This is a genomic window from Telluria sp. LT2P80 (genome assembly GCF_059685955.1).
Genome location: NZ_JCASIO010000001.1, coordinates 1,071,689 through 1,097,016, shown reverse-complemented (window position 1 = coordinate 1,097,016; position 25,328 = coordinate 1,071,689). Strand labels below are relative to the sequence as shown.

The following is a 25,328-nucleotide window of genomic DNA, read 5'->3' as shown; positions in this document are numbered from 1 at the left end:
GCTGGCAGGATTGTTGTCTGTTCCGGCACGCCTCTGCATCAACGGCGCGCACTACCAGTGCGCCGCGCATTCACATAACAGCGCCCGCTCCCGTGTCGGGCCAGATTGGGGACACACATGGATATGCAATCGACCGTGCTCAAACCACGCCTGTCGTTCTGGCAGCTGTGGAACATGAGCTTCGGTTTCTTCGGCATCCAGTTCGGCTTCGCACTGCAGAACGCGAATACCAGCCGCATCTTCGCCACGCTCGGCGCTGACCCCGAAAACTTTTCCCTCTACTGGCTCGCTGCGCCCGTTACCGGCTTGCTGATTCAGCCGATCGTCGGTTACCTGAGCGACAACACCTGGCACCCGAAGTGGGGCCGCCGCCGGCCGTTCTTCTTCATCGGCGCCGTGCTGGCCGCCATTGCGCTGTTCCTGATGCCCAATTCCACTGCGCTGTGGATGGCCGTGGCCGTGCTGTGGATGATGGACGCTGCGATCAACGTGTCGATGGAGCCGTTCCGTGCCTTTGTCGGCGACAAGCTCGATCCGTCGCAGCAAACCGCCGGCTATGCGATGCAGACGTTCTTCATCGGTTGCGGTGCGGTCATCGCCTCGCTCTTGCCGACCTTCTTTGAAAGCATGGGCGTGTCGAATGCCGTCATCGGCGGCGTGATCCCCGACACCGTGCGCTACTCGTTCTACGCTGGTGGCCTCGTGTTCTTCCTGGCGGTGACCTGGACCGTGGTGTCCGCCGACGAGCTGCCGCCGCCCGACATGGAAGCGTTCAACAAGGAGCGCGCCGCCTCGCGCAGCGTCGGCGTGGCCATCGCCGAGATCTTCGGGGGCTTTGCCAAGATGCCGCGCACGATGGTGCAACTGGCGTTCGTGCAGTTCTTCACCTGGATCGCGCTGTTCGCGATGTGGATCTATACCGGCACCGCGATTGCCGACAGCGTCTACGGCACCACCGACGCCCAGTCAACTGCGTACCAGGACGCCGGCAGCTGGGTCGGCATCATGTTCGCCGTCTATAGCGGCGTGTCGGCGCTGGCTGCCTTCATCCTGCCCGTGTTCGCCCGCATGACCAGCCGCAAGATCGTCCATGCGACATGCCTGACCATCGGCGGCCTGAGCCTGGCCAGCGTATTCCTCATCACCGACAAGAACATGCTGGTCGTGCCGATGATCGGCATCGGCATCGCGTGGGCCTCGATCCTGACGATGCCGTACGCGATCCTGGCCGGCTCGCTGCCCGCCAAGCGCATGGGCTATTTCATGGGCCTGTTCAACTTCTTCGTCGTGATTCCGCAGATCGTCAGCGGCCTGCTGCTGGGTTTCGTGACCAAGCACCTGTTCGATGGCCACGCCGTGCTCACGCTCGTGCTGGGCGGCGTCTGCATGCTCATCGCCGCGCTGCTGACCCTGCTGGTGACGGACAAGGCGGCGCCGGTACGCGCTGCCGTGTGACGTCAGGCGTACATGGTGCGCGTGTGCGCGCCTTGAATCCGGCGTCTGTCGTATCGTAACGTTTTATCAACATTGTCCGGCTCTGTCGGGCTGTGTTGTGAACGCTTACATTGACAGGAGTAGAGCATGACCATCCAGACCGTCGCGACCACCCCGTTCGCCGGCCAGCGGCCCGGCACATCGGGCCTGCGCAAGAAAGTGACCGAGTTCCAGCAACCCGGCTACCTCGAAAACTTCGTCGAGTCGATCTTCCTGACGCTGGGCGAAGGCGCGTGCCGTCACCTGGTCGTCGGCGGCGATGGCCGTTACTTCAACCGCGACGCGATTCAAATCATCCTGCGCATGGCGGCCGCGCACGGCGTCGAGCGCGTGCTGGTGGGGCAGGGCGGCATCCTGTCCACGCCGGCCGTGAGCTGCGTGATCCGCAAGCACGGCGCCCAGGGCGGCATCGTGCTCTCGGCCAGTCACAATCCGGGCGGTCCGGACGGCGACTTCGGCATCAAGTACAACATCGACAATGGCGGCCCGGCGCCCGAGAAAATCACCGACGCCATCTTCGCGTACACGCAGACGATCACGCAGTACCGCACCAGCGACGCACCGGCCGTCGACCTGGATGTGCTGGGCACCACGCGTCTCGAGAACATGGTGATCGAGGTGATCGACCCGGTGGCCGATTACGCCGAGCTGATGAAAGGCCTGTTCGATTTCGACGCGATCCGCGGCCTGTTTGCGAGCGGCTTCCGGATGCGCTTTGACGCGATGCACGCGGTGGCCGGCCCCTACGCGACCACGATCCTCGAAGGCATTCTCGGGGCACCGGCCGGCACCGTCGTCAATGGCGTGCCGAGCGAAGACTTCGGCGGCGGGCATCCTGACCCGAATCCCGTCAACGCTGCCGAGCTGATCGCAGCGATGGCTGCGCCCGATGCGCCGGACTTCGGCGCCGCCTCGGATGGCGACGGCGACCGCAACATGATCGTCGGGCGCGGCATCGCCGTCACGCCATCGGACAGCCTGGCCATCATCGCCGCCAACGCCACCGTGGCGCCGGGTTACGCGGGCGGCATCAAGGGCATCGCGCGTTCGATGCCCACGTCGATGGCGGCCGACCGCGTGGCCGAAGCACTGGGCATCGCCTGCTTCGAGACGCCTACCGGCTGGAAGTACTTCGGCAACCTGATGGACGCCGGTCTCGTCACGCTGTGCGGCGAAGAGAGCTACGGCACCGGCTCGTTCCACATCCGCGAAAAAGACGGCGTGTGGGCCGTGCTGTTCTGGCTCAATCTGCTGGCCGTGCGCGGCCAGACGGTCGAACAGTTGCTGGCGGCGCACTGGGCCCGCTTCGGCCGCAATTACTATTCGCGCCACGACTACGAAGCCGTGGATGCCGGCGCTGCCGGCGCCATGATGGACGCGCTGCGTGCGCGCCTGCCCGAGCTGGCAGGGCAGACGCTGGCCGGCCACCAGATTGCGCTGGCCGACGATTTCGCCTATACCGACCCGGTCGACGGCTCGGTGTCCACGAAGCAGGGCATCCGCATCATCATGGCGGACGGCTCGCGCATCGTGTTCCGCCTGTCCGGCACCGGCACCGAAGGCGCCACCGTGCGTGTCTACCTCGAACGCTACGAAGCCGATCCGGCGCACCACAACCTCGATACGCAGGCCGCGCTGCAAGGCCTGATCGATCTGGCCGACAGCCTGTCCGATCTGCGCCAGCGCACCGGCCGCAGCGAACCCACGGTCGTCACCTGACCTCTTCACCACACAGGAACCCCGCATGAAACTACCCGTCCTTGCTTCCGCCATGCTGCTCGCCTTCGGTGCGATGGCCTCTGCCAGCGCCCAGTTGCCCGGCCCGGCGCCCGCCGCCAAGCCGTTCGTCTGGGAGAACGCGACCGTCTACTTCCTGCTGACGGACCGCTTCAACAACGGCAACCCGGCCAACGACAAGGCCTATGGCCGCAAGGACGATGCAGCGCCGCTGCGCGGTTTCATGGGCGGTGACATCGCCGGCATCACGGCCAAGATCAAGGAAGGGTATTTCACCGACCTGGGCGTGAACGCGATCTGGCTGACGCCCGTGATCGAACAGATCCACGGCGCGACCGATGAAGGCACCGGCAAGAGCTACGCCTTCCACGGCTACTGGGCCAAGGACTTCACGGCGCTCGACGCTGCGTTTGGCACCGAGGACGAGCTGCGCACGCTGGTCGACACGGCGCACGCGAAGGGCATCCGCATCGTGTTCGACGTGGTGATGAACCACACCGGCCCCGTCACGCCGCAGGATAAAGTCTGGCCGGCGTCGTGGGTGCGCACCGGCCCGACGTGCACCTACAAGGATGCGCGCACGACGGTCGATTGCACGCTGGTGGCGAACCTGCCGGACTTCTTGACCGGCAGCGACAAGCCGGTCGACCTGCCGCCGCATCTGGTGGCCAAGTGGAAGAAGGAAGGGCGCTACGAGCGTGAGGTGAAGGAGCTCGACGCCTTCTTCAAGCGCACCGGCTACCCGCTCGCACCGCGTTACTACCTGATGAAATGGCATGCCGACTGGGTGCGCAAGTTCGGTATCGATGGCTTCCGCGCCGATACCGTCAAGCACACCGAGCCTGGCCTGTGGAAAGAACTTAAAAAAGAAGCGAGCCTGGCGCTGGCGGACTGGAAGCGCGCCAACCCGGCCAAGAGCATCGACCAGAAGCCGTTCTGGATGGTGTCCGAGGTCTACAACTACGAGATCAAGCACGCGCGCAAGTTCGATCTGGGCGGCGGCGAATTCGTCGACTACCTGGACCAGGGCTTCGACAGCATGATCAGCTTCAGTCTGCGCAGCGACGCCAAGCGCCCGTACGAACAGGTGTTCTCGGAATACTCGACTATCCTGCACGGCGAGATGAAGGGCTTCTCGGTGCTGAACTACATCAGCTCGCACGACGACAGCAGCCCGTTCGATCCGCTGCGCCAGCAGCCGTTCGAGTCGGCCAACAAGCTGCTGCTGGCACCTGGCGCGGCGCAGATCTACTACGGCGACGAAACGGCGCGCATCCTGAAGTTCGATGGCGCCGAGGGCGACGCCAACCTGCGCACCTTCATGAACTGGGACGAGCTGGCGGCGAACGCCGAGCGTGGCCTGCACCGCGTGGCCGATATCCGCGCGCATTGGGCGCGCCTGGGGCGCTTCCGCGCTGCACATCCTGCCGTCGGCGCCGGCAAGCACCAGATGATCGGCTCGAGCCCGTACACGTTCAAGCGCACGTGGGAACAGAATGGCGTGAGCGACCGCGTGGTCGTCGCGCTGGGCCTGTCGACGCAGCAGCCGGTGGCGATTTCGGTGGGCGGCGTCTTCAACGACGGCGCTACGGTGCGCGACTGGTACACCGGCAATACCGCCGTGGTCAAGGACGGCAAGGTGCGGTTCGCAACCGCCGCACAGGTGGCGCTGATCGCGCAGGACTGACCGGGTTCTGGGATAGACTGGCCGTTCTGTTAACTCTCCGGCTGCCAGTCTGCCCACCTCCATGCCCGTCTTTACGCACATTGCCCGCGCCATCGTGGGCCTGAGTCTCGTCCTCGCGCTGGCCCCGGCGCAGGCACAATCGGCCGCCGCGCCAGTCTACGGCGCTGAACTCGAAGAATTCGCCTATCCTGCACCGACGCAGCAATACCGCTTCACGTCGCAGCGCGTCGATCTGCAGATGACCTATATGGACGTCAAGCCGGCCAGCCCGAATGGCCGCACCGTCGTCCTCATGCACGGCAAGAACTTCTGCGGCGCGACCTGGGCCGGCACCACCAAGGCACTGGGCGACGCCGGCTACCGCGTCGTGGTGCCCGATCAGATCGGCTTTTGCAAATCCACCAAGCCGCAGCATTACCAGTACACGTTCCAGCAACTGGCCGACAATACGCGCAAGCTCCTGGCCTCCATCGGCGTGAAGAAGGCGATCATCATCGGTCACTCGACTGGCGGCATGCTGGCCACGCGCTATGCGCTGATGTATCCCGAACTGACGGACCAGCTGGTGATGATCAACCCGATCGGCCTGGAAGACTGGAAGAACCTGGGCGTGCCGTCGCTGGGTGTCGATCAGTGGTATGAGCGCGAGCTGAAATTGTCGGCCGAGCGCGTGCGCGAGTACGAGCGCACGACCTACTACAACGGTCAGTGGAAGCCGGAGTATGAGGTGTGGGTCCAGATGCTGGCCGGGATGTACCGTGGCAAGGGCAAGGCGCTCGTGGCCTGGAACTCGGCGCTCATCTACGACATGATCTACACGCAGCCGGTCGTGCACGAATTCCCTCTGATCAAAACGCCGACCTTCCTGCTCATGGGCTTGAAGGACACGACCGCGATCGGCAAGGATGCGGCGCCCGCTGACGTGCGCCCGACACTGGGCAACTACAAGGTGCTGGCCGAGACCACGCGCAAGGCAATCCCGGGCTCGGTGCTGGTGACATTCCCCGAGATGGGGCACGCGCCGCAGATGCAGGACCCGGTACAGTTCCACAAGGCGCTGCTCAAGGGGCTCGTGCGCTGATCAGCGGCCATTCTTTTGTCATTCGGTCAATGGTATCCTTGTGGTATGACAGAAGACCCTGATCCGAAGAGCAAACCACCGCGCGCCGCCTTTGCCGACGGCCCGCGCCTGCTGGCCGACATCGGCGCCACCCATGCGCGCCTGGGCCTCGAGACCGCGCCCGGCGTGCTGGGGCAGGTTGCCGTGCTGTTGTGCGACGACTTCGACGGCATCATCCCGCTGCTGCACGCTTATCTCGAACAGCATCCGGGCGGGCGCATTCACCATGCCGCCTTTGCGCTGGCCAATCCGATCAGCGGCGATTTCATCCGAATGACCAACCGCGACTGGCAGTTTTCGACGGATGCCGTGCGCCGCGCGCTGGGCCTGTCGACGCTGTTGATTGTCAACGACTTCACCGCGCTGGCGATGGCGCTGCCGGGTTTTCAGCCGAAGGACCTGCTGCAGATCGGCGGCGGCGCGCCGCAGACCCATGCCGTCTCGGGCGTGCTGGGACCGGGCACGGGCCTTGGCGTTTCGGGTGTCATTCCGACCATCGACGGTTTCGTCACGCTGGGCAGCGAGGGCGGGCACGTCAACTTCGCACCGAGCGACGAGCGCGAGTTCGCGATCCTGCAGTACGCGTGGCGCGAGTGGAAGCATGTGTCGAACGAGCGCCTGATTTCCGGCCCCGGCATCGAATTGATCTACCGCGCGCTGGCCGAGCGCAATGGCGTCGCGGCGTCGCCGCGCAGCACCGCCGACATCGTCAGCGCGGCGCTCGATGCGCACGATGCGCTCTGCCTCGAGGTGCTGGAAACCTTCGCCGGCATGTTGGGCAGCGCGGCCGCGAATCTGGCCGTGACCCTGGGCGCGTTTGGCGGCATGTTCATCGGCGGCGGCATCGTGCCGCGCATGGGTGCCTGGTTTGCGCAGTCGCCGTTCCGTGCGCGTTTCGAAGCCAAGGGGCGCTTCCGGGACTACATCGCCCAGATCCCGACCTACATCATCATGACGCCCAACCCGGCGCTGTACGGCGTCTCGGCGATCCTGTCCGAGCACCTGCGCGGGCGCAGCGGCGCCAACACGCTCACCGACCGTGTGCAGCAACTGCTGCACGAGCTCTCGCCGGCCGAGCAGCGCGTGGCCGCGCTCGTGATCGAGCATCCGCGCAAGATGCTGTCCGAGCCGATCGCCGAGATCGCGCGCCTGGCCGACGTGAGCCAGCCGACCGTGATCCGCTTCTGCCGTTCGCTGGGCTTCCAGGGCCTGGCCGAATTCAAGCTCAAGTTCGCCGGCAGCCTGACCGGCACCATCCCCGTGCGCCACAGCCAGGTGCGCATGACCGACAGCACGCATGACCTGTCGGCCAAGGTGATCGACAACACGGTCTCCGCGATCCTGAAGTTTCGCGATGCGCTCGACGTGCATGCGATCGACCGCGCCATCGAACTGCTGCGGCGCGCGCGCCGGGTCGAGTTCTACGCGCTGGGCAATGCGCGTGCGGTGGCGCTCGACGGCCAGCACAAGTTCTTCCGCTTCCGCATCCCGGCGGCGTCGTATGGCGATTCGCACCTGCTGAACCTCGCGGCCGGTTTGCTGGGGCCGGGCGACGTCGTGATCGCCATTTCCACCGGCGGGCAGCTGCCCGAGCTGCTCGAGGCGGTCGACACGGCACGCGCACGCGGCGCTGACATCATCGCCATCACGGCCAGCCGCTCGCCGCTGGCAAAGAAGGCCAGCGTCTGTCTCGCGGTGGACCACAGCGAAGACAGCACGAGCTTCCTGTCGATGATTTCGCGCATCCTGCAACTGCTCCTCATCGACATCATGTCGGTCGGGATTTCCCTTGGCACGCAAGGGGAGGGCAGCCCGGACCACCAGGGCGACATCGATGCACGCCGGCTGCTGATCTCGCATCTGGACATCTGACAGCGCATGTCACGCGCATGTCACGCGCGCTGACGAGAATGCGCTGCATCGGGTCACGCATGGCTTGTGCGCATGCTTTTGTACCGATGTATCGCTAAAAGTTGTCAAAAAAACGTCAACGCCACGCGACGCACGGGACGGAACGTGTAGTTTCCGCACGGCACTGCATGCTACCATTTCATGTGGCTCCCCCAATCCCCGGGGCCGTGTCGACAGGGCCGTCCTGCCTTGTCGTCTCCGCTCCGGACCATGGAAGAGGTTTTATCATCGTCAGCCAAATGTTAATTGAACAGGCCCGCCTTGCCGCGCTGGCCGAACTGCAGATTCTCGACACCCCTGCCGAGACCCGCTTCGACCGCTTTACCCGCCTGGCCGCCATGACGTTCGATGTGCCGATTGCGCTGGTGTCGCTGATCGATGCCGAGCGCCAGTGGTTCAAATCGCATCACGGTCTGGAAGCCTCGGAAACCCCGCGCTCGCTGTCGTTCTGCAGCCACGCGGTGCAGGCGCGCGCGCTGCTCGTGATTGAGGACGCGGCGCAGGATCCCCGCTTTGCCGAGAATCCGCTGGTCACCGGCGAGCCGCATATTCGCTTCTATGCCGGACAGCCGGTCTACAGCGATGGCGAAGCCGTGGGCACGCTGTGCATCATCGACCGCGCGCCGCGCCGCCTGAACCAGGAGCAGCGCCAGGTGCTGGCCGACCTGGCCGGGCTGGTCGAGGTCGAAATCAATCACCTGAAGGCAGTCACCGCGCGCATGCTCGCCGAACAGGCGCTCAAGTCGCTCAATACCGATCTGGAAGCGCGCATCGTCGCGCGCACCGCCGAACTGGAAGACAAGGTCGGGCAACTGTCGCGCGAAGTGACGCAGCGCGAAGCGGCCGAAGCGCTGCTGCGCGAGAGCGAAGCCTGGAACCGCACGATCATCGACTCGTCGTTCAGCGGCTTCATTGGCGCCGACAGCAACGGCGTGGTGGTGGCGTGGAACACGTCGGCCGAGCGCATCTTCGGCTGGTCGGGCGAGTACGCGCGCGGCCGTCAGCTGTCCGAGCTGGTGATGCCGGCGCAGCAGCGCGAAGCGCATGACGCGAACATCCGCAGCCTGCTCGATACCGGCGCCGGCCCGTACCTGAACCAGAATGTCGAACTGCCGGCGCTGACCCAGAGCGGGCGCCAGATCACGATCCAGATGACCGTGGCGGCCCACGAGTGGAACGGCGCGCGTTATATCGGCGCCTTCGTCAACGACATCTCGGAGCGCATCCGCACGCAGCAGCAGCTGGAAGAAAAACAGGAACTGCTCGACGCGGTGCTCGAATCGATCGATGTCGGTGTGGTCGCCTGCGACGCCGTCGGCAACCTGACGCTGTTCAACCGCACGGCGCGCGCCTTGCATGGTCACGACCTGAAGGCGATCGCGCCATCGGAATGGCCGCAGTTCTACTCGCTGTATCACGGCGATGGCCAGACCGCGATGGAGATGGACGACGTGCCGCTGGTGCGCGCGCTCAAGGGCGAAGTCGTGCGCGACGGCGCCATGGTCGTCGCACCGGCCGGCCGCGCGCCGTATACGCTGCTGGCCAGTGGCCGGCCGCTGCGCAGCGCCCAGGGCAAGACCCTCGGCGCCGTGGTGGCGATGAAGGACATCACCGAACTGAAGGCATCGCGCGACCGCCTGGCCGACAGCGAAGAGCGCCTGCGCACGATTACCGACAACCTGCCGGTCCTGATCGCGCACCTCGACCAGGATCACCGCTACATGTTCGCCAATGCGGTGCACCAGTCATGGCTCGGCAAGGCGTCCGACCAGATTGTCGGCCAGACCATGGTCGAAGCCTTCGGCGAAGACTTCTACCTGCAGCAGAAGGAAGCGCTGGACGATGCCTGGCTGGGCAAGGCGTCGCAGTGCGAGCATGACATCGTGCGCAAAAAGCACATCCGCATCGTCCACTCGACCTTCCTGCCGCATCTGCGCGACGGCGACGTGGTGGGCGTGTATATCCTGACGACCGACGCCACCGCCGCCCGCATGCACGAACGCAACCTGCACGCGCTGGCCCATACCGATGCGCTGACCGGCATCCCGAACCGGCGCCAGTTCGAGCTGGCGCTGCAGGGAGCCGTCGAACGTGCGCCGCAACGCGAGCGCGCCTTTGCCCTGTTCTATCTCGACATCGATTTCTTCAAGCGGATCAACGATACGTACGGCCACGCGGTGGGCGACATGGTGCTGGTCGAATTTGCGCGGCGCGTGCGCAAGGTGGTGCGCAGCTCCGACATGGTGGCGCGCCTGGCCGGCGACGAATTCACGGTGCTGCTCGACGAAGTCAATTCGCCGCGCGACGTCGAGCTGGTGGCCAAGAAGATCATGCAGGCGATGGAAGCGCCGTTCATGCTCGGCTCCCAGCCGATTTCCGTCAGTGCGACGATCGGCATTGCGCTGGCCGACGCACCGGGCGTGACGGCGCTGACGATCAGCGAGCTGGCTGACAGCGCCTTGTATGAGGCCAAGGACAAGGGGCGCAACACGTTTGCGATTGCGCGGCTGGCGATGGTGGCGGCGCCGGCGCCCGTGCTGGAGCACGCTGGCTGATCCCGCTGCCAGCGATCACCGCGTGGACGGCGTAGCCGTTCACCCTACTCGACGAATACGACCGCCGTGCGCGGCGGCACCGTGAAGGTGCCGCTGGCGCTGTCGAAGCGCGCCTTCAGCGCGCGCTTGTCGGCCGCGCCAGGTGCGCTGTGCACCGGATGCAGCTTCAGGCGCTTGCCGCGTAGCGTGGCGTCCTTGATCGTGTGCGCCCGCTTGTCGACGTTCACCAGGTAACCCATGCCGGCAAAGCCGGCCCCCGGATAGCCTTTGCCATCGAGCCAGGCAGCCAGCACGGTCGGCTCCTGCTGCGGCCCCGTATTGAAGAAGCGCAGGCGCGTGTTGATGTCGTCGGCCGTGCGCAGGCGCAGCAGCGTGCTGCTGGCGCGGATGCGCAGCAGGTCGCGGAACGCGTCGCGCGCGAACGCGATGTCGGCGGGCGCCGGCTTCAGCGCGGCATTGGCCAGCAACGGCTTGAACAGCGGCCAGTCTTTGGCATTGTCCGGCGCCGGCGGCAGGCCGGTACCGAAGAAGTTGTCCTGGTAGGTCCAGTCGATGCGGTTGAACCAGTCGCCCGAATTGAAGCTGTTGCGGTCCAGCGATTTCGAGCGCAGCGTGTCGATGCCGGCGTGGTAATACGCCACGCCCTGGCTGAATGCATTGATCGCCATCCCCAGCACCTGGACCCGCGCACGCTCCGCGCTGCTCGTTGCCACCGGCAGCTTGAGCACGTTGATGTCGTACAGCGTCTGGTTGTCGTGGTTCTCGACGTAGTTGACCGCCTCACCCGGCTCGCTCGCGTAGCCGGCCGGCTGGTTGCCGCCGTAGACCATGGCCTGCAACTGGCGCACCTGGCCATCGTGCGCCTGCATCGGATACGTGCGCACCGAGCCGGCCAGGCCGACGCGGATCAAATCCGCTGCGCGCAGCAGGTCAGCCTTCTTTGCATCGCCGCCAAGGGCGTTCGCGTCGTACACCAGGCCATTGATATAGCCCTGCTGCCTGATCACGGGCTCGCCCGAGTCGCCGGGCGAGCCGCCGCGCACGGCGTCGCGTGCGCGGTCGCTGAAGGTGCCGATGCCGGTGCCGTTCAGCGACAGCTGCGACGCCTGCACGAAGCGCGCGCCGTCGGCTACTTCACCGAAGTTCCAGCCTTCGCCGATCAGCTGCACGTGGCGGCCCGCCGCCGCGTCGACGGCCTGTTGCAGCCGCACCATCGCCTCACGCGGCTGGTGGCCCATCAGGTCGAAGCGGAACGAATCGATCTTGTACTGGCGCGTCCACAACACCGACGAGTCGATCATCAGCTTGGCCATCATCGTGTTCTCGGTCGCCGTGTTGAAGCAGCAGGTCGATGCCTCGATGCCGCCGACCGCGTTCAGGCGATGGTAGTAGCCCGGCACCAAGCGGTCGAGGATCGATTTTTCTTCCTGGCCGGCGATGAAGGTGTGGTTGTAGACGACGTCGGTGCCCACGCGCAGGCCGGCCTTGTGCAGGTCCATCACCATCTGGCGGAACTCGATGATGCGGCGCGCGCCGTCCTGCGGGTCGCTCGCGTAACTGCCTTCGACGGCGTTGAAGTGCTGCGGGTCGTAGCCCCAGTTGAAGCAGTCGGTGTGGGCGGTCTTGACGACCAGCGACTGCTGGCTCTCGCCATCCGGCGCGCCGGCAGGGGCGGGCTGCGCGCACGCCACTTCGGGGATGCTGCCGATGTCGTACACGGGCAGCAGGTGGATGTCGGTCAGGCCTGCCTGTGCCAGCGCGCGCAGATGCCGCATGCCGTTCGAATTGGCTTCGCCGAACGCGCCGTACTTGCCGCGTTTGGCCGGCGGCACCGTCTGGTCGATCAGCGAAAAGTCGCGCACGTGCAGTTCGTAGATGACCATGTCGGTCTGCGCCTTGACCGTGGCCGGTGGCTGCGTGCCATCCCAGCCGGCGGGCTTCAGGTGCGGCGCGTCCAGGTCGGCGATGTAGCTGCGTTTGGAGTCCGCATTCAGGCTGACCGAATACGGATCGGTCACGAGATTGCGTACCAGCCCGGCGCCATCGGCGACGACGTCGACCGCGTATTTGTAATAGGTACCGGACAAATCGCGCGGGACGCTGGCAGCCCAGGCGCCGGTGCGTGCATCCAGCGTCATCGGCAGCATGGCGTTCGCGCGGCCCGTTGCGCTGTCATACGTGCACACCGCGACATCGCGCGCGGTTGGCGCCCACAGCTTGAAATCGGTCTTGCTGCCGGTGGGCGTCGCGCCCATGTCCGGGATGCGTTCAGCCGCCGCATACAGGTCGTCGAGCGCGCCGGCCGCCTGCACGCGCGTTGCGTCGCGCACGGTGCCGTCAGGGTTTTCGTGGACCAGCACCAGCTGTTCGCGGTGCAGGGCAGGCAGGCGCGCCAGGTCGGCTTCCTGCACGCTCAGGGTCGGGCCGCTGGCGACCCATTTGAAGCGCGTGGCGACGGCTTGCGGCACCGCGACGCGCGAGACAGCCAGCGCGATCGAACCGGCGCTGCCGGTGACTTTGCTGCCGGCCGTGGCCTGGATGCCGCCGACAGGCGAGTGGTAGAGGCGATACACGCCCTCGCCAGATGCGCCGGGCCAGCGCACCAGGCGGCGGTCAAGCCAGACGGCGCGCGCATCGAGCTTGGTGGCGGAGGCGCTGAGCACCTCCTGGAAAGCCGGGCTGTCGCAGGTGGCGAGAGGAACAGCAGCATATGCGCTGGAGGACAGCGATACTGCCAGCAGGACAAGGTGACGTTTCATGGACCGCTTACCCCGCGACGCTGCTGCGATAGTGGTCGACCATGCGGTAGCGCGTCGCATACCACCCGAACGCCGCCGCCGACAGCAGCGCAAACGCGGCGAAGAAGTACATCTGGAACGCCATCACCCCCACGCCCGAGCCTTCGATATACGCGATCACCGTTTCATTCTTGACGCTGGCATTGACGATCAGCACCCACAGGTTGCCGACCGTGACGGCCAGGTACCACAGCGCCATGATCACGCCTTTCATCGAGGCGGGCGCCTGGCTGTATGCGAATTCGAGGCCCGTCGCCGAGACCAGCACTTCACCCAGCGTGAGCAGCGCATACGGCGCGATCTGCCACGCGATCGAGACGGCGTCACCGGCGTCGAGCGCCACCTGCAGATTGCCCACGACGATCCAGGCCGCAGCCGACAGTGCGATGCCGGCCGTCATGCGGCGCAGGGGTGTAGGCTCGACGCCCATCTTGCGCATCAGCGGGAACAGGGCGAGGTTGTTGATCGGGATGAGCAGCATCACGAGCAGGGGGTTCAAGGCCTGCATCTGGGCCGGAATCACGTCGAAGGTCCAGCCCAGCAGGTTCACCTGCGTGGTCATCGTGTTGGCCTGCACGATCCAGGTCGAGGCCTTCTGGTCGAACAGCGACCAGAACGGCGTTACGAGCGCGAACACGATCAGGATGCGCAGCACGGCGCGCACGCCGTCCACGGCGTCGTCCGGATGCAGGCCGCGTGCGCGGTCCAGCTGCATCGAGGTGCCCATGCCGCCAAAGGCCATCAACAGCACCAGGGCGGTACAGGCAGCAATCACGAAGCCCCATTGCGCGGCCATGGCCAGCGACGCGAGGGCGCCGGCGGCACCCAGCAAGGCCAGGTTCAGGCCCGGACGGCCACGGCCAGGCTGCTTTGCCAGCAGCGCGCTTTTTGCCACGCGCATGAACGAGTGCGGATTGGCCGGTGCCGGTGGCACGTGCACGTACTTCTTTTTACCGCTCCAGAACACCATGGTCGCGATGAACATCAGGATGCCGGGCACGCCGAAGGCCCAGGCCGGACCGTAGTCGCGTAGCAGCAGCGGCATCAGGAGCGACGCGAAGAACGAGCCGAAATTGATGATCCAGTAGAAGGCGTCGAAGACGACTTTCGCCTTGTCCTTGTTGGTGTGGTCGAACTGGTCGCCCACAAAACTGGCCACCAGCGGCTTGATGCCGCCCGAGCCGAGCGCGATCAGGAACAGGCCGAAGTAGAAGCCGTTGACGTTGTCTTCAAAGATGGCCAGGCAGGCGTGACCGAGGCAATACACGAGACTGAGCCAGAACACCGTGTTGTACTTGCCGAAGTAGCGGTCGGCCAGCCAGCCGCCCAGCAGCGGGAAGAAGTAGACACCGATGACGAAGGTGTGGAACACGTGCTTGGCTTCGCCGGTGCGCATGTCTTCCGGCAAGAACATCAAGAGGGTCGTGATCAGGAACGGCGTCAGGATGTTGCGCATCCCGTAGAAACTGAAGCGTTCGCACCCCTCATTGGCAATGATGTAGGGGATTTGCCGGGGCATGCGCCCGGTGCCTGGTTTTGCGAGAGATGTCATCGAACCGCTTCCTTGAATTGGCAAACAGACGCGATGCTATGACGGGGAAGCCTCTCTTTGCAACATAAAAATTGTCGTGAAACAAACTAGAAACAAAGTGGCAACATGCATACGTAGTTTAGGTACGGATGAAGAATCGGCAGAATCGCCTATAACGCTTCAAGTCATTGAAATTAAATGACTAAATGGGATTTATGGCTGGCTGGCTGGAATTGTCAAGACGAGTCGCCTGATGTATATTGCCTAGAATTCCACATCACGCATCCGCCCGGACCAGCCAATGACCCAGATCTCGACGACCGACAACCCGAACTGGTGGCGCGAAGCCATCATCTACCAGGTGTACCCGCGCAGCTTCCTCGACACCAACGGTGACGGGGTCGGCGACCTGGCCGGTGTGACCGAAAAGCTCGACTACATCGCGAGCCTGGGCGTGGACATCGTCTGGCTGTCGCCGTTCTTCAAGTCGCCGATGGCCGATTTCGGCTACGACATCGAAGACTATTGCGACGTCGATCCGCTGTTCGGCGACCTGGCCGACTTCGATCGCATGGTCGCCAAGGCGCACAGCCTGGGCCTGAAGATCATGATCGACCAGGTCATGTCGCACACGGCCGAGACGCACAAATGGTTCGTCGAAAGCCGCGCCAGCCGCGACAATCCGAAGTCGGACTGGTATGTGTGGGCCGACCCGCTCCCGGACGGCAACCCGCCCAACAACTGGCTGTCGGTATTCGGCGGCTCGTCGTGGCAGTGGGACACCCGCCGCAAGCAGTACTACCTGCACAACTTCCTCGTGAGCCAGCCGCAGCTGAACTTCCACAATCCGCTGGTGCAGCAGGCGCACCTGGACGCGCAGCGTTTCTGGCTCGAGCGCGGCGTCGACGGCGTGCGCATGGATGCGTGCGTGTTCCACTTCCACGACCGCCAGCTGCGCAGCAACCCGCCGGCGCTGGTGCGCGACACGTCGACCGTGACGGACGTGAACCCATACGGCATGCAGGCGCACCTGTACGACAAGACGCAGCCCGAGAACATCGCGTTCCTCGAGCGCGTGCGCGCACAACTGAATGAATTCGGCGCCGTCTCGATCGGCGAAATCAGCTCGGACGACGCACTGGCCCAGATGAGCGAGTACACCGAAGGCGGCAACAAGCTGCACATGGCGTACAGCTTCAATCTGCTCACGCCGGTCTTCACGGCCGCGCATGTGCGCCGCCAGGTCGAGGAATTCAACGAGCGCGTCAAGGATGGCTGGGCGTCGTGGTCGGTCGGTAACCACGACGCGATCCGCGTCGCCACGCGCTGGGGCGGCGTCGACCCGGCGCCTGGTTTCACCAAGCTGGTGCTGGCGATGCAGCTCTCGCTCAAGGGCACGCCATGCCTGTACCAGGGCGATGAACTCGGCCTGACCGAAGCCGATGTGCCCTACGAACTGCTGCAGGACCCGTACGGCAAGACCTTCTGGCCCGAGTTCAAGGGCCGTGACGGCTGCCGCACGCCAATGCCATGGGTGGCCGATGCGCCGCACGCGGGCTTTACCGACGGCCAGCCGTGGTTGCCTGTGGACGCCGCGCACGTCAAGGCCGCCGTCGATCTGCAGGACCGCGACCACGATTCGATGCTGAACTTCCAGCGCCGCTTCATCGCCCTGCGCCGCAGTCTGCCGCAACTGACGCGCGGCGAGATCGCGTTCTTCGATGCGCCCGAGCCGGTCCTGGCGCTGCGCCGCGACCTGGCCGGGCATGACAGCGTGCTGGCCGCGTTCAACCTGTCGAACGAAGAAGTGAGCTTCGACTGGCCGGCAACCGACGGCGTGGCGCAGATGCCGGTCGATGGCCTGCAGGGCAGCGCGCAGCAGGGCCGCATCACGCTGGCGCCTTTCGGCGCCTGGTTCGGCACGCTGGCGGCGAATCGCTGATGGCCGGCGCGCAGCCCGAGAAATTCGCGCGCACGGCGTTTGCCGATGGCCCGCGCCTGCTCGCGGACATTGGCGCCACGCATGCGCGCTTTGCGCTGCAATGCGCGCCGGGCGTGTTTCGCGACGTGGCGGTGCTGCGCTGCGACGACTTCGCCGGCATCGTGCCGCTGCTGCGCCATTACCTGCTGGACCACCAGGACGTCACGCTGCACCACGGCGCCTTTGCGGTGGCCAACCCGATCAGCGGCGACTACGTGCGCATGACCAACCGCGCGTGGGAGTTTTCTACCGATGCGGTGCGGCGCGAGCTGGGCCTGGCCACGCTGTTGATCGTCAATGACTTCACGGCGCTGGCCACGGCCTTGCCCAACTTCGCACGCGATGACCTGATGCAGGTCGGCCCGGGCAAGGCGGTGCCGGGCGCCGTCATCGGTGTGCTGGGCCCGGGCACAGGTCTGGGCGTCTCGGGCGGCATTCCGACCGCCGACGGTTTCGTCACGCTGGGCAGCGAAGGCGGGCACGTGAACTTTGCGCCGTTCGACGAGCGCGAATTCGCGATCCTGCAATACGCCTGGCGCGAGTGGCCGCACGTGTCGAACGAACGCCTGATTTCCGGGCCCGGGATGGAAGTGATCTACCGCGCGCTGGCCGATCGCAATGGCGTCGACGCCGCGCCGCGCACGGCCGCGACGATCGTGGCCGGCGCGCTCGAACAGAACGATGCGCTGTGCCTGGAAACGCTCGAGTGCTTCTGCGGCATGCTGGGCGGCGCGGCGGCCAATCTGGCCGTCACGCTCGGCGCCTTTGGCGGCGTGTACATCGGCGGGGGCATCGTGCCGCGCCTGGGCGAGTGGTTTGCCAGCTCGCCGTTTCGCGCGCGCTTCGAAGCCAAGGGCCGTTTCTCGGATTATCTGGCCGACATTCCGACCTGGGTGATCACGACCCCGAATCCCGCCTTCCATGGCGTGGCCACCATCCTGGCCGAACACCTGCGCGGACGCAGCGGCGCCAACACGCTGATGGAGCGCATCACGCAGTTGCGCCACGAGCTCTCGCCGGCCGAAGGGCGCGTGGCCAGTCTCGTGATCGACCAGCCGCGCATGGTGCTCAATGAACCGATTGCCGAAATCGCGCGCCTGGCCGACGTGAGCCAGCCGACCGTGATCCGGTTTTGCCGCTCGCTGGGGTTCCAGGGTCTGGCCGACTTCAAGCTCAAGTTCGCCAGCAGCCTGACCGGTTCGATCCCCGTGCGCCACAGCCAGGTGCGACTGAGCGACAGCACGCACGATCTGTCGGCCAAGGTGATCGACAACACGGTGTCGGCGATCCTCCGTTTTCGCGACCAGCTCGACGTGCGCTCGCTGGACCGCGCGATCGAGATGGTCAGCCGCGCCAAGCGCGTCGAGTTCTATGCGATGGGCAATTCGCGCGCAGTGGCGCTCGATGGCCAGCACAAGTTCTTCCGCTTCCGCATTCCTACAGCGCTGTATGGGGACGCGCACCTGTTCACGCTGGCCGCCGAATTGCTGGGGCCGGGCGACGTGGTGATCGCGGTATCGAATTCGGGCGGCCTGCCCGAACTGCTGGAGGCGGTGGACATCGCGCGCGCGGCCGGCGCCGACGTCATCGCGATCAGCAACAGCCAGTCACCGCTGGCGCGCAAGGCCAGCGTGTGCCTGGCGGTCGACCACGCCGAAGACAGCACGAGCTTCCTGTCGATGATTTCTCGCATCCTGCAACTGCTGCTGATCGACATCATGGCCGTCGGGATCTCGGTCGATGGCCAGCATGGACCGGCGCCGGGGCAGGATCCGCGCCGGCTGCTGATCTCGCACCTGGATAGTTAATCTGCGCTCTTCAGATTGACGCGCTCGATCGTGCGGCGCCATTCCTGCAGGCTCAGGAGGGTGTCGGATTCGGTATCGTCGACGAGGATTTCGCTGCCGTCCTGCGCAACCAGGAAGCTTTCGTGGCGCCGCGCGTCCTGCGCGCGGTTCTCGACAAAACTCAGCTGGTAGTACGTCTTGCCGTTCACTTCGCGCGGCGCCGGGTTGTCCTCGACCACGGCGCCATGCGCCTTGCCGCCGGTGCGACGTTCGATCTGCGCTGACCAGGCCTTCAGTTCCGGTAACGCCAGCAATGCGGTCATTGCCTGTTCCTTGCTCTGCACAGGTGCCTGGACGACAGGAGCGGCCGGCGCCGGGGCGGGCGGCGGCGCAGGCCGCTCGGCCCGCTGGCAGGCAGCAACTGCGCAGCACAAGGCAAGCGTCGCAAGAGTCGTGCGCAGGGTAGGGAAGGCGGCGGTGCGAGGGGACATGGCAGGTTCCGGGAGATAAGACGGCCATACTAAACCATGCTTGTTTTAGCGGCAATATGCGCCGTCTGTAACCTCCATACGGACGTTATTATTTCCACATGGAAATGCTTTCGTGGTTTTCGCCACGCTCTGCATATGTTTCATGTTGGCATCTGATTTAGTTGATGTGAGTAATGATATTCTGTAGGAACATTCCTACCAGTCAGTACACCGCATGGACAACCGCGCTACTTACCAACGTCGTCTCGAACGAAGCTCCCACCGCGAAAAACGCCTGATGACGCTTGCCGTACTGGGCGTTGCCGCCGGTGTGGCCGGCGTCGTGCTGCCATCGCCATCGATCAGCTGGTCGATGTTCGGACCAGCGTCGAACGCGACCCCGGTCGCTGGCGCACCGGCGCATGCATTGAGCGCGACGCCACCAACGGCGCAGCAGACAGCTGCGGCACGGCGCATTTACCGGCACTCGGTCGTGCCGGGTGGCGTGGCGGACAAGGTCGAACTGGCGCAGATCTTGCGATCCGACCGGCTCGTGGCGGCGCACTACGCGAGCTTCAATGTCGGCAATGCCCGCGCCGTGACGGTGACGGCCCCGCGCGCAGTGTATGTGTCGTACCGGAAGAACGATCAAATCTACTGGACCTCGAAGAAGGTCATGCTCGAAAAGGGCGAGACGCTCCTGACCGACGGCGAGCACGAGATCCGCGCCCGCTGTGCCAACCGCATCTCGGACGTGCCGCAGTATCCGGTCGAACCCCACGGACCAACCGAAGCCGAACTCGATACCGTGGTTGCTGTCGGCAACTTCTCCGATACGGCTGGCGCGATTGGTGAAGAAGGCAACATGCTGCCCGTGGGCATGGACGACCTGATCACCAGCGAGGAAGGGGGGCAGCGCTACAATGCCATCAGCTTTCCCAATGGCGCTGGTCTGCTGACGCCGGAAAATACGACGCCAATGCCGACGCCGTCCCGCCAGGGTCAGCCACCTGGCGTGCCGAACTGGTATGGCACGCCGATCTATGCTGGCGGCGTGCTGGGCCCTGCCAGCCCTGTCGGCGGTCGCGATGACGTGCCAGCGCCGGCCACGGATGGTGGCGGAAGCACGGTGCCGGGAAGCGTCAGTCCGACAGTCGGCGCCGGTGACACGGGTGGCACGGATCGCCCTGGCGTCAAAGAGGTCCCGCCCCCGGTTCCCGTGCCGGACGGCGGCGGCAATGACGTGCCCGAACTGCCGGTGAAGACGCCGCCGTCCCCGCCGACGCCAGGCACCGGTATCGACACGCCGGGGACCCCTGGTACGCCTGGTACGCCTGGTACGCCTGGTACGCCGGATACTCCTGGTACGCCAGGTATCCCGACTGTACCGGCGACGCCAACCACGCCAACCACGCCAACCACGCCAACCACGCCGGGCGACACCGTGGTCGAACCGGTCGTGCCGACCGAAGTGCCTGAGCCAGGCACGCTGTGGCTCGGCGGTATCGCACTGGCTGCGCTGCTGTGGCTGCGTCGCAAGGGTCCGCGCGCCCGCTGAAAGACGCAGACAACGCAGACAACAAAAAACCCGCGAGGTGTGAACCTCGCGGGTTTTTTATCGTGGGTAGCTGGGGCGAAGCCTGCAGCGCGCTTCGCCCGGACTGCCCCGGCAATTACATCATGCCGTCCATACCACCCATGCCGCCCATGCCGCCCATACCGCCCATGCCACCGGCTGGCTTGTCTTCAGCCAGTTCCGACACCATGCAATCGGTGGTCAGCATCAGGCCGGCGATCGACGCTGCATTCTGCAGTGCCGAACGGGTGACCTTGGCTGGATCCAGCACGCCCATTTCGACCATGTCGCCGTAGGTGCCGTTTGCAGCGTTGTAGCCGTAGTTGCCGGTGCCGGCCAACACTGCTGCAACGACGACCGATGGCTCTTCGCCGGCGTTCTGGACGATCATGCGCAGTGGCTCTTCCATTGCGCGCAGGACGATCTTGATACCAGCGTCCTGGTCAGGGTTGTCGCCCTTGACGGTGATGTTGGCACGAGCGCGCAGCAGGGCCACGCCGCCGCCGGCAACGATGCCTTCTTCCACGGCAGCGCGGGTAGCGTGCAGTGCATCTTCGACGCGTGCTTTCTTTTCTTTCATCTCGACTTCGGTAGCTGCACCGACGCGGATCACGGCAACACCGCCGGCCAGCTTGGCCACGCGCTCTTGCAGTTTTTCGCGGTCGTAGTCCGAGGTTGCTTCTTCGATCTGGGCGCGGATCATCTTGACGCGGCCTTCGATCGATTCAGCCTGGCCGGCGCCGTCGATGATGATGGTGTTTTCCTTGCCGACTTCGATGCGCTTGGCCTGGCCCAGCTCTTCGAGCGTGACCTTTTCGAGCGTCAGGCCGACTTCTTCAGCGATGACCTGGCCGCCGGTCAGGACAGCGATGTCTTCCAGCATGGCCTTGCGACGGTCGCCAAAGCCTGGGGCCTTGACAGCGACGGTCTTCAGGATGCCGCGGATGTTGTTGACGACCAGGGTCGCCAGCGCTTCGCCGTCGATGTCTTCGGCGACGATGACCAGTGGACGGCCAGCTTTCGCGACTTGTTCCAGTACCGGCAGCAGGTCACGGATGTTCGAGATTTTCTTGTCGCACAGCAGGACGAATGGGTTTTCGTGCACAGCGACTTGCTTGTCCGGGTTGTTGATGAAGTACGGCGACAGGTAACCGCGGTCGAACTGCATGCCTTCCACGATGTCCAGCTCGTCGTTCAGCGACTTGCCGTCTTCCACGGTGATGACGCCTTCCTTGCCCACTTTTTCCATCGCTTCAGCGATGCGCTCACCGATCGAGGTTTCCGAGTTGGCCGAAATGGCGCCGACTTGTGCGATCTCTTTGGTGGTAGTGGTTGGCTTGGCGATCTTGCGCAGTTCTTCGACGGTGGCAGCAACTGCCTTGTCGATGCCGCGCTTCAGGTCCATCGGGTTCATGCCGGCGGCAACGAACTTCATGCCTTCGCGAACGATGGCTTGTGCCAGCACGGTCGCGGTGGTGGTGCCGTCACCGGCGTTGTCGCTGGTCTTGGAAGCAACTTCCTTGACCATCTGTGCGCCCATGTTCTGCAGCTTGTCTTTCAGTTCGATTTCTTTGGCGACCGAGACACCATCCTTGGTGACGGTCGGCGCGCCGAACGAGCGCTCGAGCACGACGTTACGGCCTTTCGGGCCCAGGGTGACTTTGACTGCATTGGCGAGGATGTTGACGCCTTCGACCATCTTGGCGCGCGCTGCGTCGCCGAATACTACTTCTTTAGCTGCCATTTGTTATTTCTCCGAAATGTTCGTGAGTGGGGTCAGAAATTACAGTGCGACGATCGCGAGGATTTCTTCTTCGCGCAGCACCAGCAGTTCCTGGCCATCGATCTTGACGGTCTGAGCGCCATACTTGGAGAACAGCACGCGATCGCCGACTTTCACTTCCAGAGGGCGGAGCTGGCCGTTATCTTGCACTTTACCGTTACCAACGGCGAGAACTTCGCCTTGGTCCGGCTTCTCTGCCGCGGCATCAGGGATGATCAGGCCGGACGCAGTTTTGGTTTCCTGGTCGAGACGCTTCACGATTACGCGATCGTGCAGAGGGCGAAGGTTCATGCAAAACTCCTTAATATTCAATGGATTAACTGGCGTTTTTGACGCCGTCGCAGCAATTTCATGATGCTGCGCCGGTCTGCAAAGAGTTGTTAGCACTCTCAGCTAACGAGTGCTAATTATAGGGACGATAACCTGCCTTTTCAAGGCGCATGATGGCGAAAACATTTTAAACACTTGATATAGCGCAATCATGACATTGGCATATGCGCAATGTTTGCCAGCGTTTGTCCGCCGCACATGGCACGACGGGAGGGCGGCAGCGTACACCGCCAGCCACATCGACGCCGCACGCCAGCGTGCTATTACTGCCGCACGGCAATGGGCACCGGTTGACGGAAAAAGCAACTCGATCCTATAGTGTCGGATGATTTCCGAATTCCAAGACCTCTCAGACAAAATCGACCGGCTTGCGCAACTGACCCAGTCATTGCGCGCCGAGAATTACCTGCTCCGCCAGGCCAATACCTTGCTCAGCACCGAGAACCTCGCGTTCAAGGAGCGCCTGATCGAGGCGCAGCGCCGCGTCGAAGCATTGCTCGACGAATTGCCGAAGCCGCCGGACGCATCGGACGAGGCCGACGAATCTGCCGCGGACGAACCAGCCGACGAAGCGCCGCCCGATCCCAATGCGCCGATCCCGCCGCATCTCGCCCACGCTCGTCGTCAGGGGGCGCTATGATCCATCTCGACGTCCATATCATGGGCCAGTCCTATCGCCTCGCGTGCCGCGACGGCGAACAGCGCACGCTGCGTGAAGCGGTGAGCTACCTCGATGGCAAGATGTGCCAGCTGCGCGATTCCGGCAAGGTCAAGGGCACCGACCGCATCGCCGTGATGGCGGCGCTGAGCGTGGCCGCCGAATTCCTGTCGGTGAAATCGCCGCAGGGGCCGCTGTCGGACATGTCGATCCTCGAGGTCAAGCAAAAACTCGAGTCGATGCACACGGTCCTCGACCGGGTATTGGCGGGCCAGGAAAATCTGTCCTGAAAGGCCGAATCCGTTTGACAGGGCTGGTCAAAGGAGTAAACTCTCTTCTGCCCTGCGGTGTTCGAGATTTGCCATATATTCCTTGAACCATTCTTACGCATAGGTCGTGGAACAAGTTCGATGGGTGTGAGCGTCGCTAGTCCGACGAACCCGAAATTGATCTGACCGTGACCGCCTTGAACCGTTGTGGTTCAGGATGCCGGCAAAAACGGCACAGGCGGGGACTAAACATACAAGCGGTTGCGCACTCGGTACGCAGCCGCTTTTTTTATGTGCGCATTCACTGATGCATCCGGTGCATCGTGTGCTGGCAGGGAGAACAGCGCGATGCGCTACTGGTTGATGAAATCCGAGCCCGATGAAGTCAGTTTCGACGACGTCCTCGCCGCCCCCGGCGCCACCGTGGCCTGGTTTGGCGTACGCAACTACCAGGCGCGCAACTTCATGCGCGATGCCATGGCTGTCGGCGACGGCGTGCTGTTCTACCACTCGGGCGGCAAGCTGCCCGGCGTGGCCGGCATCGCCGAAATCGTCAGCGGCCCGTACCCGGACGCCTCCCAGTTCGACGCCGCCAGCCATTACCACGACCCGAAGGCCACGCCCGAAACGCCGCGCTGGATCTCGGTCGACGTCAAGGCAGTCGAAGCGGGCCGCTTCGTGCCGCTGGCCGAACTGCGCACGGTGGCTGCGCTGGACGATATGGTGCTGCTGCAGAAGGGCAGCCGGCTGTCGATTTCGCCGGTCACCAAGGCCCAGTACACGACCATTGTCGCCCTCGTGCGCGGCAAAGGGACGACATGATGGCGCCCGCATTCGATCCGCTGCTGATCCTGGCCCTGCTGGCGATGGGCGCGTTTGGTGGCTTCGTGGCTGGCCTGCTTGGCGTCGGCGGCGGCATGATCCTCGTGCCGTTCATCACGATGATCTTCACGGCGCGGGGCTTCCCCGAAGAACTCGTGGTGCACATGGCGATCGCCACCTCACTGGGCACCATCTTCTTTACCTCGTTGTCGTCGGTGCGTGCGCATCACAAGCACGGCGCCGTGCTGTGGCCGATCGTACGCCTGTTCACGCCAGGCATCCTGCTCGGTGCGTGGATCGGGCCCTGGATCGGCAAGCAGATGAACACGTCGGTGCTGGCCTTCTTTTTCGGCTGCTTCGTGGCGTACTCGGCGATCCAAATGCTGATCGGGAAAAAACCGGCAGCGGCGCGTGAGCTGCCCGGCAAGCCGGGCATGTTTGCCGCGGGCAGCGTGATCGGTATCCTGGCGGGGCTCGTGGGGGCCGGCGGCGCCTTCGTCTCGGTGCCGTTCATGACGCGCTGTAATGTGCGCATCCATAATGCGGTGGCCACGAGTGCGGCGATCGGCTTTCCGGTGGCGCTGATGGGCACTCTGTCGAACGTCTATTTCGGCTGGGGCGAACCCGGCTTGCCACCCTGGTCGCTGGGCTTCATCTACGTGCCGGCGCTGGCGATCATCGTGCTGGCCAGCGTGTCGATGGCGCCGCTGGGCGCGCGCACCGCGCACAAGATGCCGGTACGCCAGCTGCAGCGCATCTTCAGCGTCATCCTGTGCGCGCTGGCCGCCTACATGTTCTGGAAGGCGTTTAACTAGACTG

18 protein-coding genes and 1 other RNA gene are annotated in these 25,328 nt (G+C 64.5%); 14 read left to right on the top strand and 5 right to left on the bottom strand.

From position 1 onward, the window contains the following. Positions 1-117: 117 nt before the first annotated feature. The 6 genes from AC56LW_RS04865 to AC56LW_RS04840 all read left to right on the top strand — a co-directional run bounded on the left by AC56LW_RS04865 (position 118) and on the right by AC56LW_RS04840 (position 10,504). Positions 118-1,455: an MFS transporter gene (locus AC56LW_RS04865; RefSeq protein WP_332533104.1), complete on the top strand. Its 1,338-nt coding sequence runs from the start codon at positions 118-120 to the stop codon at positions 1,453-1,455. 126 nt (positions 1,456-1,581) lie between these two features. Beyond that, positions 1,582-3,213, top strand: a complete 1,632-nt coding sequence (locus tag AC56LW_RS04860) for an alpha-D-glucose phosphate-specific phosphoglucomutase (RefSeq protein ID WP_332533103.1) — start codon at positions 1,582-1,584, stop codon at positions 3,211-3,213. Positions 3,214-3,238: 25 nt separating this feature from the next. Next, positions 3,239-4,918: an alpha-amylase family glycosyl hydrolase gene (locus tag AC56LW_RS04855; protein WP_499632176.1), complete on the top strand. Its 1,680-nt coding sequence runs from the start codon at positions 3,239-3,241 to the stop codon at positions 4,916-4,918. Positions 4,919-4,979: 61 nt separating this feature from the next. Beyond that, complete coding sequence (locus tag AC56LW_RS04850) at positions 4,980-5,999, top strand: alpha/beta fold hydrolase (protein ID WP_332533101.1); 1,020 nt, start codon at positions 4,980-4,982, stop codon at positions 5,997-5,999. 45 nt (positions 6,000-6,044) lie between these two features. Then, positions 6,045-7,910, top strand: a complete 1,866-nt coding sequence (locus AC56LW_RS04845; protein WP_332533100.1) for a glucokinase — start codon at positions 6,045-6,047, stop codon at positions 7,908-7,910. Positions 7,911-8,188: 278 nt separating this feature from the next. Beyond that, on the top strand, positions 8,189-10,504 hold the full coding sequence (locus AC56LW_RS04840; protein ID WP_499632171.1) for a sensor domain-containing diguanylate cyclase: 2,316 nt from the start codon (positions 8,189-8,191) through the stop codon (positions 10,502-10,504). 44 nt (positions 10,505-10,548) lie between these two features. Here the strand turns inward: AC56LW_RS04840 and AC56LW_RS04835 are convergent, their stop codons facing one another. Both AC56LW_RS04835 and AC56LW_RS04830 read right to left on the bottom strand, forming a co-directional pair. Continuing rightward, complete coding sequence (locus tag AC56LW_RS04835; RefSeq protein WP_499632168.1) at positions 10,549-13,263, bottom strand: alpha-1,6-glucosidase domain-containing protein; 2,715 nt, start codon at positions 13,261-13,263, stop codon at positions 10,549-10,551. Positions 13,264-13,270: 7 nt separating this feature from the next. Then, entirely contained in the window at positions 13,271-14,854 is a 1,584-nt protein-coding gene (locus AC56LW_RS04830) for a POT-type proton-dependent oligopeptide transporter (protein ID WP_499632165.1), read from the bottom strand. 280 nt (positions 14,855-15,134) lie between these two features. Between AC56LW_RS04830 and AC56LW_RS04825 the strand changes: the two genes are divergently transcribed. Next, positions 15,135-16,775, top strand: coding sequence for an alpha-amylase family glycosyl hydrolase (locus tag AC56LW_RS04825; RefSeq protein WP_499632162.1), 1,641 nt, complete (start codon positions 15,135-15,137; stop codon positions 16,773-16,775). Further along, positions 16,775-18,622, top strand: a complete 1,848-nt coding sequence (locus tag AC56LW_RS04820) for a glucokinase (RefSeq protein ID WP_183555889.1) — start codon at positions 16,775-16,777, stop codon at positions 18,620-18,622. The genes AC56LW_RS04825 and AC56LW_RS04820 overlap by 1 nt, the downstream gene beginning before the upstream one ends. Here AC56LW_RS04820 and AC56LW_RS04815 read toward each other — a convergent pair. Further along, complete coding sequence (locus tag AC56LW_RS04815) at positions 18,619-19,092, bottom strand: hypothetical protein (RefSeq protein WP_499632159.1); 474 nt, start codon at positions 19,090-19,092, stop codon at positions 18,619-18,621. The two genes, AC56LW_RS04820 and AC56LW_RS04815, sit on opposite strands and share 4 nt — an antisense overlap. Before the next feature lie 277 nt (positions 19,093-19,369). Here AC56LW_RS04815 and AC56LW_RS04810 point away from each other — a divergent pair, with 277 nt between their 5' ends. Continuing rightward, positions 19,370-20,629, top strand: a complete 1,260-nt coding sequence (locus AC56LW_RS04810; RefSeq protein WP_499632156.1) for a PEP-CTERM sorting domain-containing protein — start codon at positions 19,370-19,372, stop codon at positions 20,627-20,629. 115 nt (positions 20,630-20,744) lie between these two features. Here AC56LW_RS04810 and groL read toward each other — a convergent pair whose 3' ends face one another. Continuing rightward, positions 20,745-22,391, bottom strand: coding sequence for a chaperonin GroEL (groL, locus tag AC56LW_RS04805; RefSeq protein ID WP_499503567.1), 1,647 nt, complete (start codon positions 22,389-22,391; stop codon positions 20,745-20,747). Positions 22,392-22,430: 39 nt separating this feature from the next. After that, positions 22,431-22,721 carry a co-chaperone GroES gene (groES, locus tag AC56LW_RS04800; protein WP_183555885.1) on the bottom strand — a complete coding sequence of 97 codons (291 nt, stop codon included), beginning with the start codon at positions 22,719-22,721 and terminating at the stop codon, positions 22,431-22,433. Positions 22,722-23,085: 364 nt separating this feature from the next. Here groES and AC56LW_RS04795 point away from each other — a divergent pair, with 364 nt between their 5' ends. The 5 genes from AC56LW_RS04795 (at position 23,086) to AC56LW_RS04775 (ending at position 25,324) form a co-directional block, all read left to right on the top strand. After that, the gene (locus AC56LW_RS04795) at positions 23,086-23,400 is read left to right on the top strand and encodes a hypothetical protein (RefSeq protein ID WP_332533650.1); all 315 of its coding nucleotides are present in this window, start codon (positions 23,086-23,088) and stop codon (positions 23,398-23,400) included. Beyond that, complete coding sequence (locus AC56LW_RS04790) at positions 23,397-23,708, top strand: cell division protein ZapA (protein ID WP_499503565.1); 312 nt, start codon at positions 23,397-23,399, stop codon at positions 23,706-23,708. Before AC56LW_RS04795 ends, AC56LW_RS04790 begins: the two co-directional genes overlap by 4 nt. A gap of 46 nt (positions 23,709-23,754) precedes the next feature. Next, a non-coding RNA gene (gene ssrS, locus AC56LW_RS04785) (6S RNA) lies at positions 23,755-23,936 on the top strand. Positions 23,937-24,035: 99 nt separating this feature from the next. After that, on the top strand, positions 24,036-24,509 hold the full coding sequence (locus AC56LW_RS04780; RefSeq protein ID WP_332533652.1) for an EVE domain-containing protein: 474 nt from the start codon (positions 24,036-24,038) through the stop codon (positions 24,507-24,509). Next, positions 24,509-25,324 (top strand): sulfite exporter TauE/SafE family protein, encoded by an 816-nt coding sequence (locus tag AC56LW_RS04775; protein ID WP_499632887.1) that lies wholly within the window; start codon positions 24,509-24,511, stop codon positions 25,322-25,324. The genes AC56LW_RS04780 and AC56LW_RS04775 overlap by 1 nt, the downstream gene beginning before the upstream one ends. Positions 25,325-25,328: the final 4 nt, after the last annotated feature.

Bases quoted from the DNA above. Each gene is read 5' to 3' on its own strand.
- AC56LW_RS04865 (WP_332533104.1), top strand. From the start codon at position 118: ATGGATATGCAATCGACCGTGCTCAAACCACGCCTGTCGTTCTGGCAG.
- AC56LW_RS04860 (WP_332533103.1), top strand. From the start codon at position 1,582: ATGACCATCCAGACCGTCGCGACCACCCCGTTCGCCGGCCAGCGGCCC.
- AC56LW_RS04855 (WP_499632176.1), top strand. From the start codon at position 3,239: ATGAAACTACCCGTCCTTGCTTCCGCCATGCTGCTCGCCTTCGGTGCG.
- AC56LW_RS04850 (WP_332533101.1), top strand. From the start codon at position 4,980: ATGCCCGTCTTTACGCACATTGCCCGCGCCATCGTGGGCCTGAGTCTC.
- AC56LW_RS04845 (WP_332533100.1), top strand. From the start codon at position 6,045: ATGACAGAAGACCCTGATCCGAAGAGCAAACCACCGCGCGCCGCCTTT.
- AC56LW_RS04840 (WP_499632171.1), top strand. From the start codon at position 8,189: ATGTTAATTGAACAGGCCCGCCTTGCCGCGCTGGCCGAACTGCAGATT.
- AC56LW_RS04835 (WP_499632168.1), bottom strand. From the start codon at position 13,263: ATGAAACGTCACCTTGTCCTGCTGGCAGTATCGCTGTCCTCCAGCGCA.
- AC56LW_RS04830 (WP_499632165.1), bottom strand. From the start codon at position 14,854: ATGACATCTCTCGCAAAACCAGGCACCGGGCGCATGCCCCGGCAAATC.
- AC56LW_RS04825 (WP_499632162.1), top strand. From the start codon at position 15,135: ATGACCCAGATCTCGACGACCGACAACCCGAACTGGTGGCGCGAAGCC.
- AC56LW_RS04820 (WP_183555889.1), top strand. From the start codon at position 16,775: ATGGCCGGCGCGCAGCCCGAGAAATTCGCGCGCACGGCGTTTGCCGAT.
- AC56LW_RS04815 (WP_499632159.1), bottom strand. From the start codon at position 19,092: ATGTCCCCTCGCACCGCCGCCTTCCCTACCCTGCGCACGACTCTTGCG.
- AC56LW_RS04810 (WP_499632156.1), top strand. From the start codon at position 19,370: ATGACGCTTGCCGTACTGGGCGTTGCCGCCGGTGTGGCCGGCGTCGTG.
- groL (WP_499503567.1), bottom strand. From the start codon at position 22,391: ATGGCAGCTAAAGAAGTAGTATTCGGCGACGCAGCGCGCGCCAAGATG.
- groES (WP_183555885.1), bottom strand. From the start codon at position 22,721: ATGAACCTTCGCCCTCTGCACGATCGCGTAATCGTGAAGCGTCTCGAC.
- AC56LW_RS04795 (WP_332533650.1), top strand. From the start codon at position 23,086: ATGATTTCCGAATTCCAAGACCTCTCAGACAAAATCGACCGGCTTGCG.
- AC56LW_RS04790 (WP_499503565.1), top strand. From the start codon at position 23,397: ATGATCCATCTCGACGTCCATATCATGGGCCAGTCCTATCGCCTCGCG.
- AC56LW_RS04780 (WP_332533652.1), top strand. From the start codon at position 24,036: ATGCGCTACTGGTTGATGAAATCCGAGCCCGATGAAGTCAGTTTCGAC.
- AC56LW_RS04775 (WP_499632887.1), top strand. From the start codon at position 24,509: ATGGCGCCCGCATTCGATCCGCTGCTGATCCTGGCCCTGCTGGCGATG.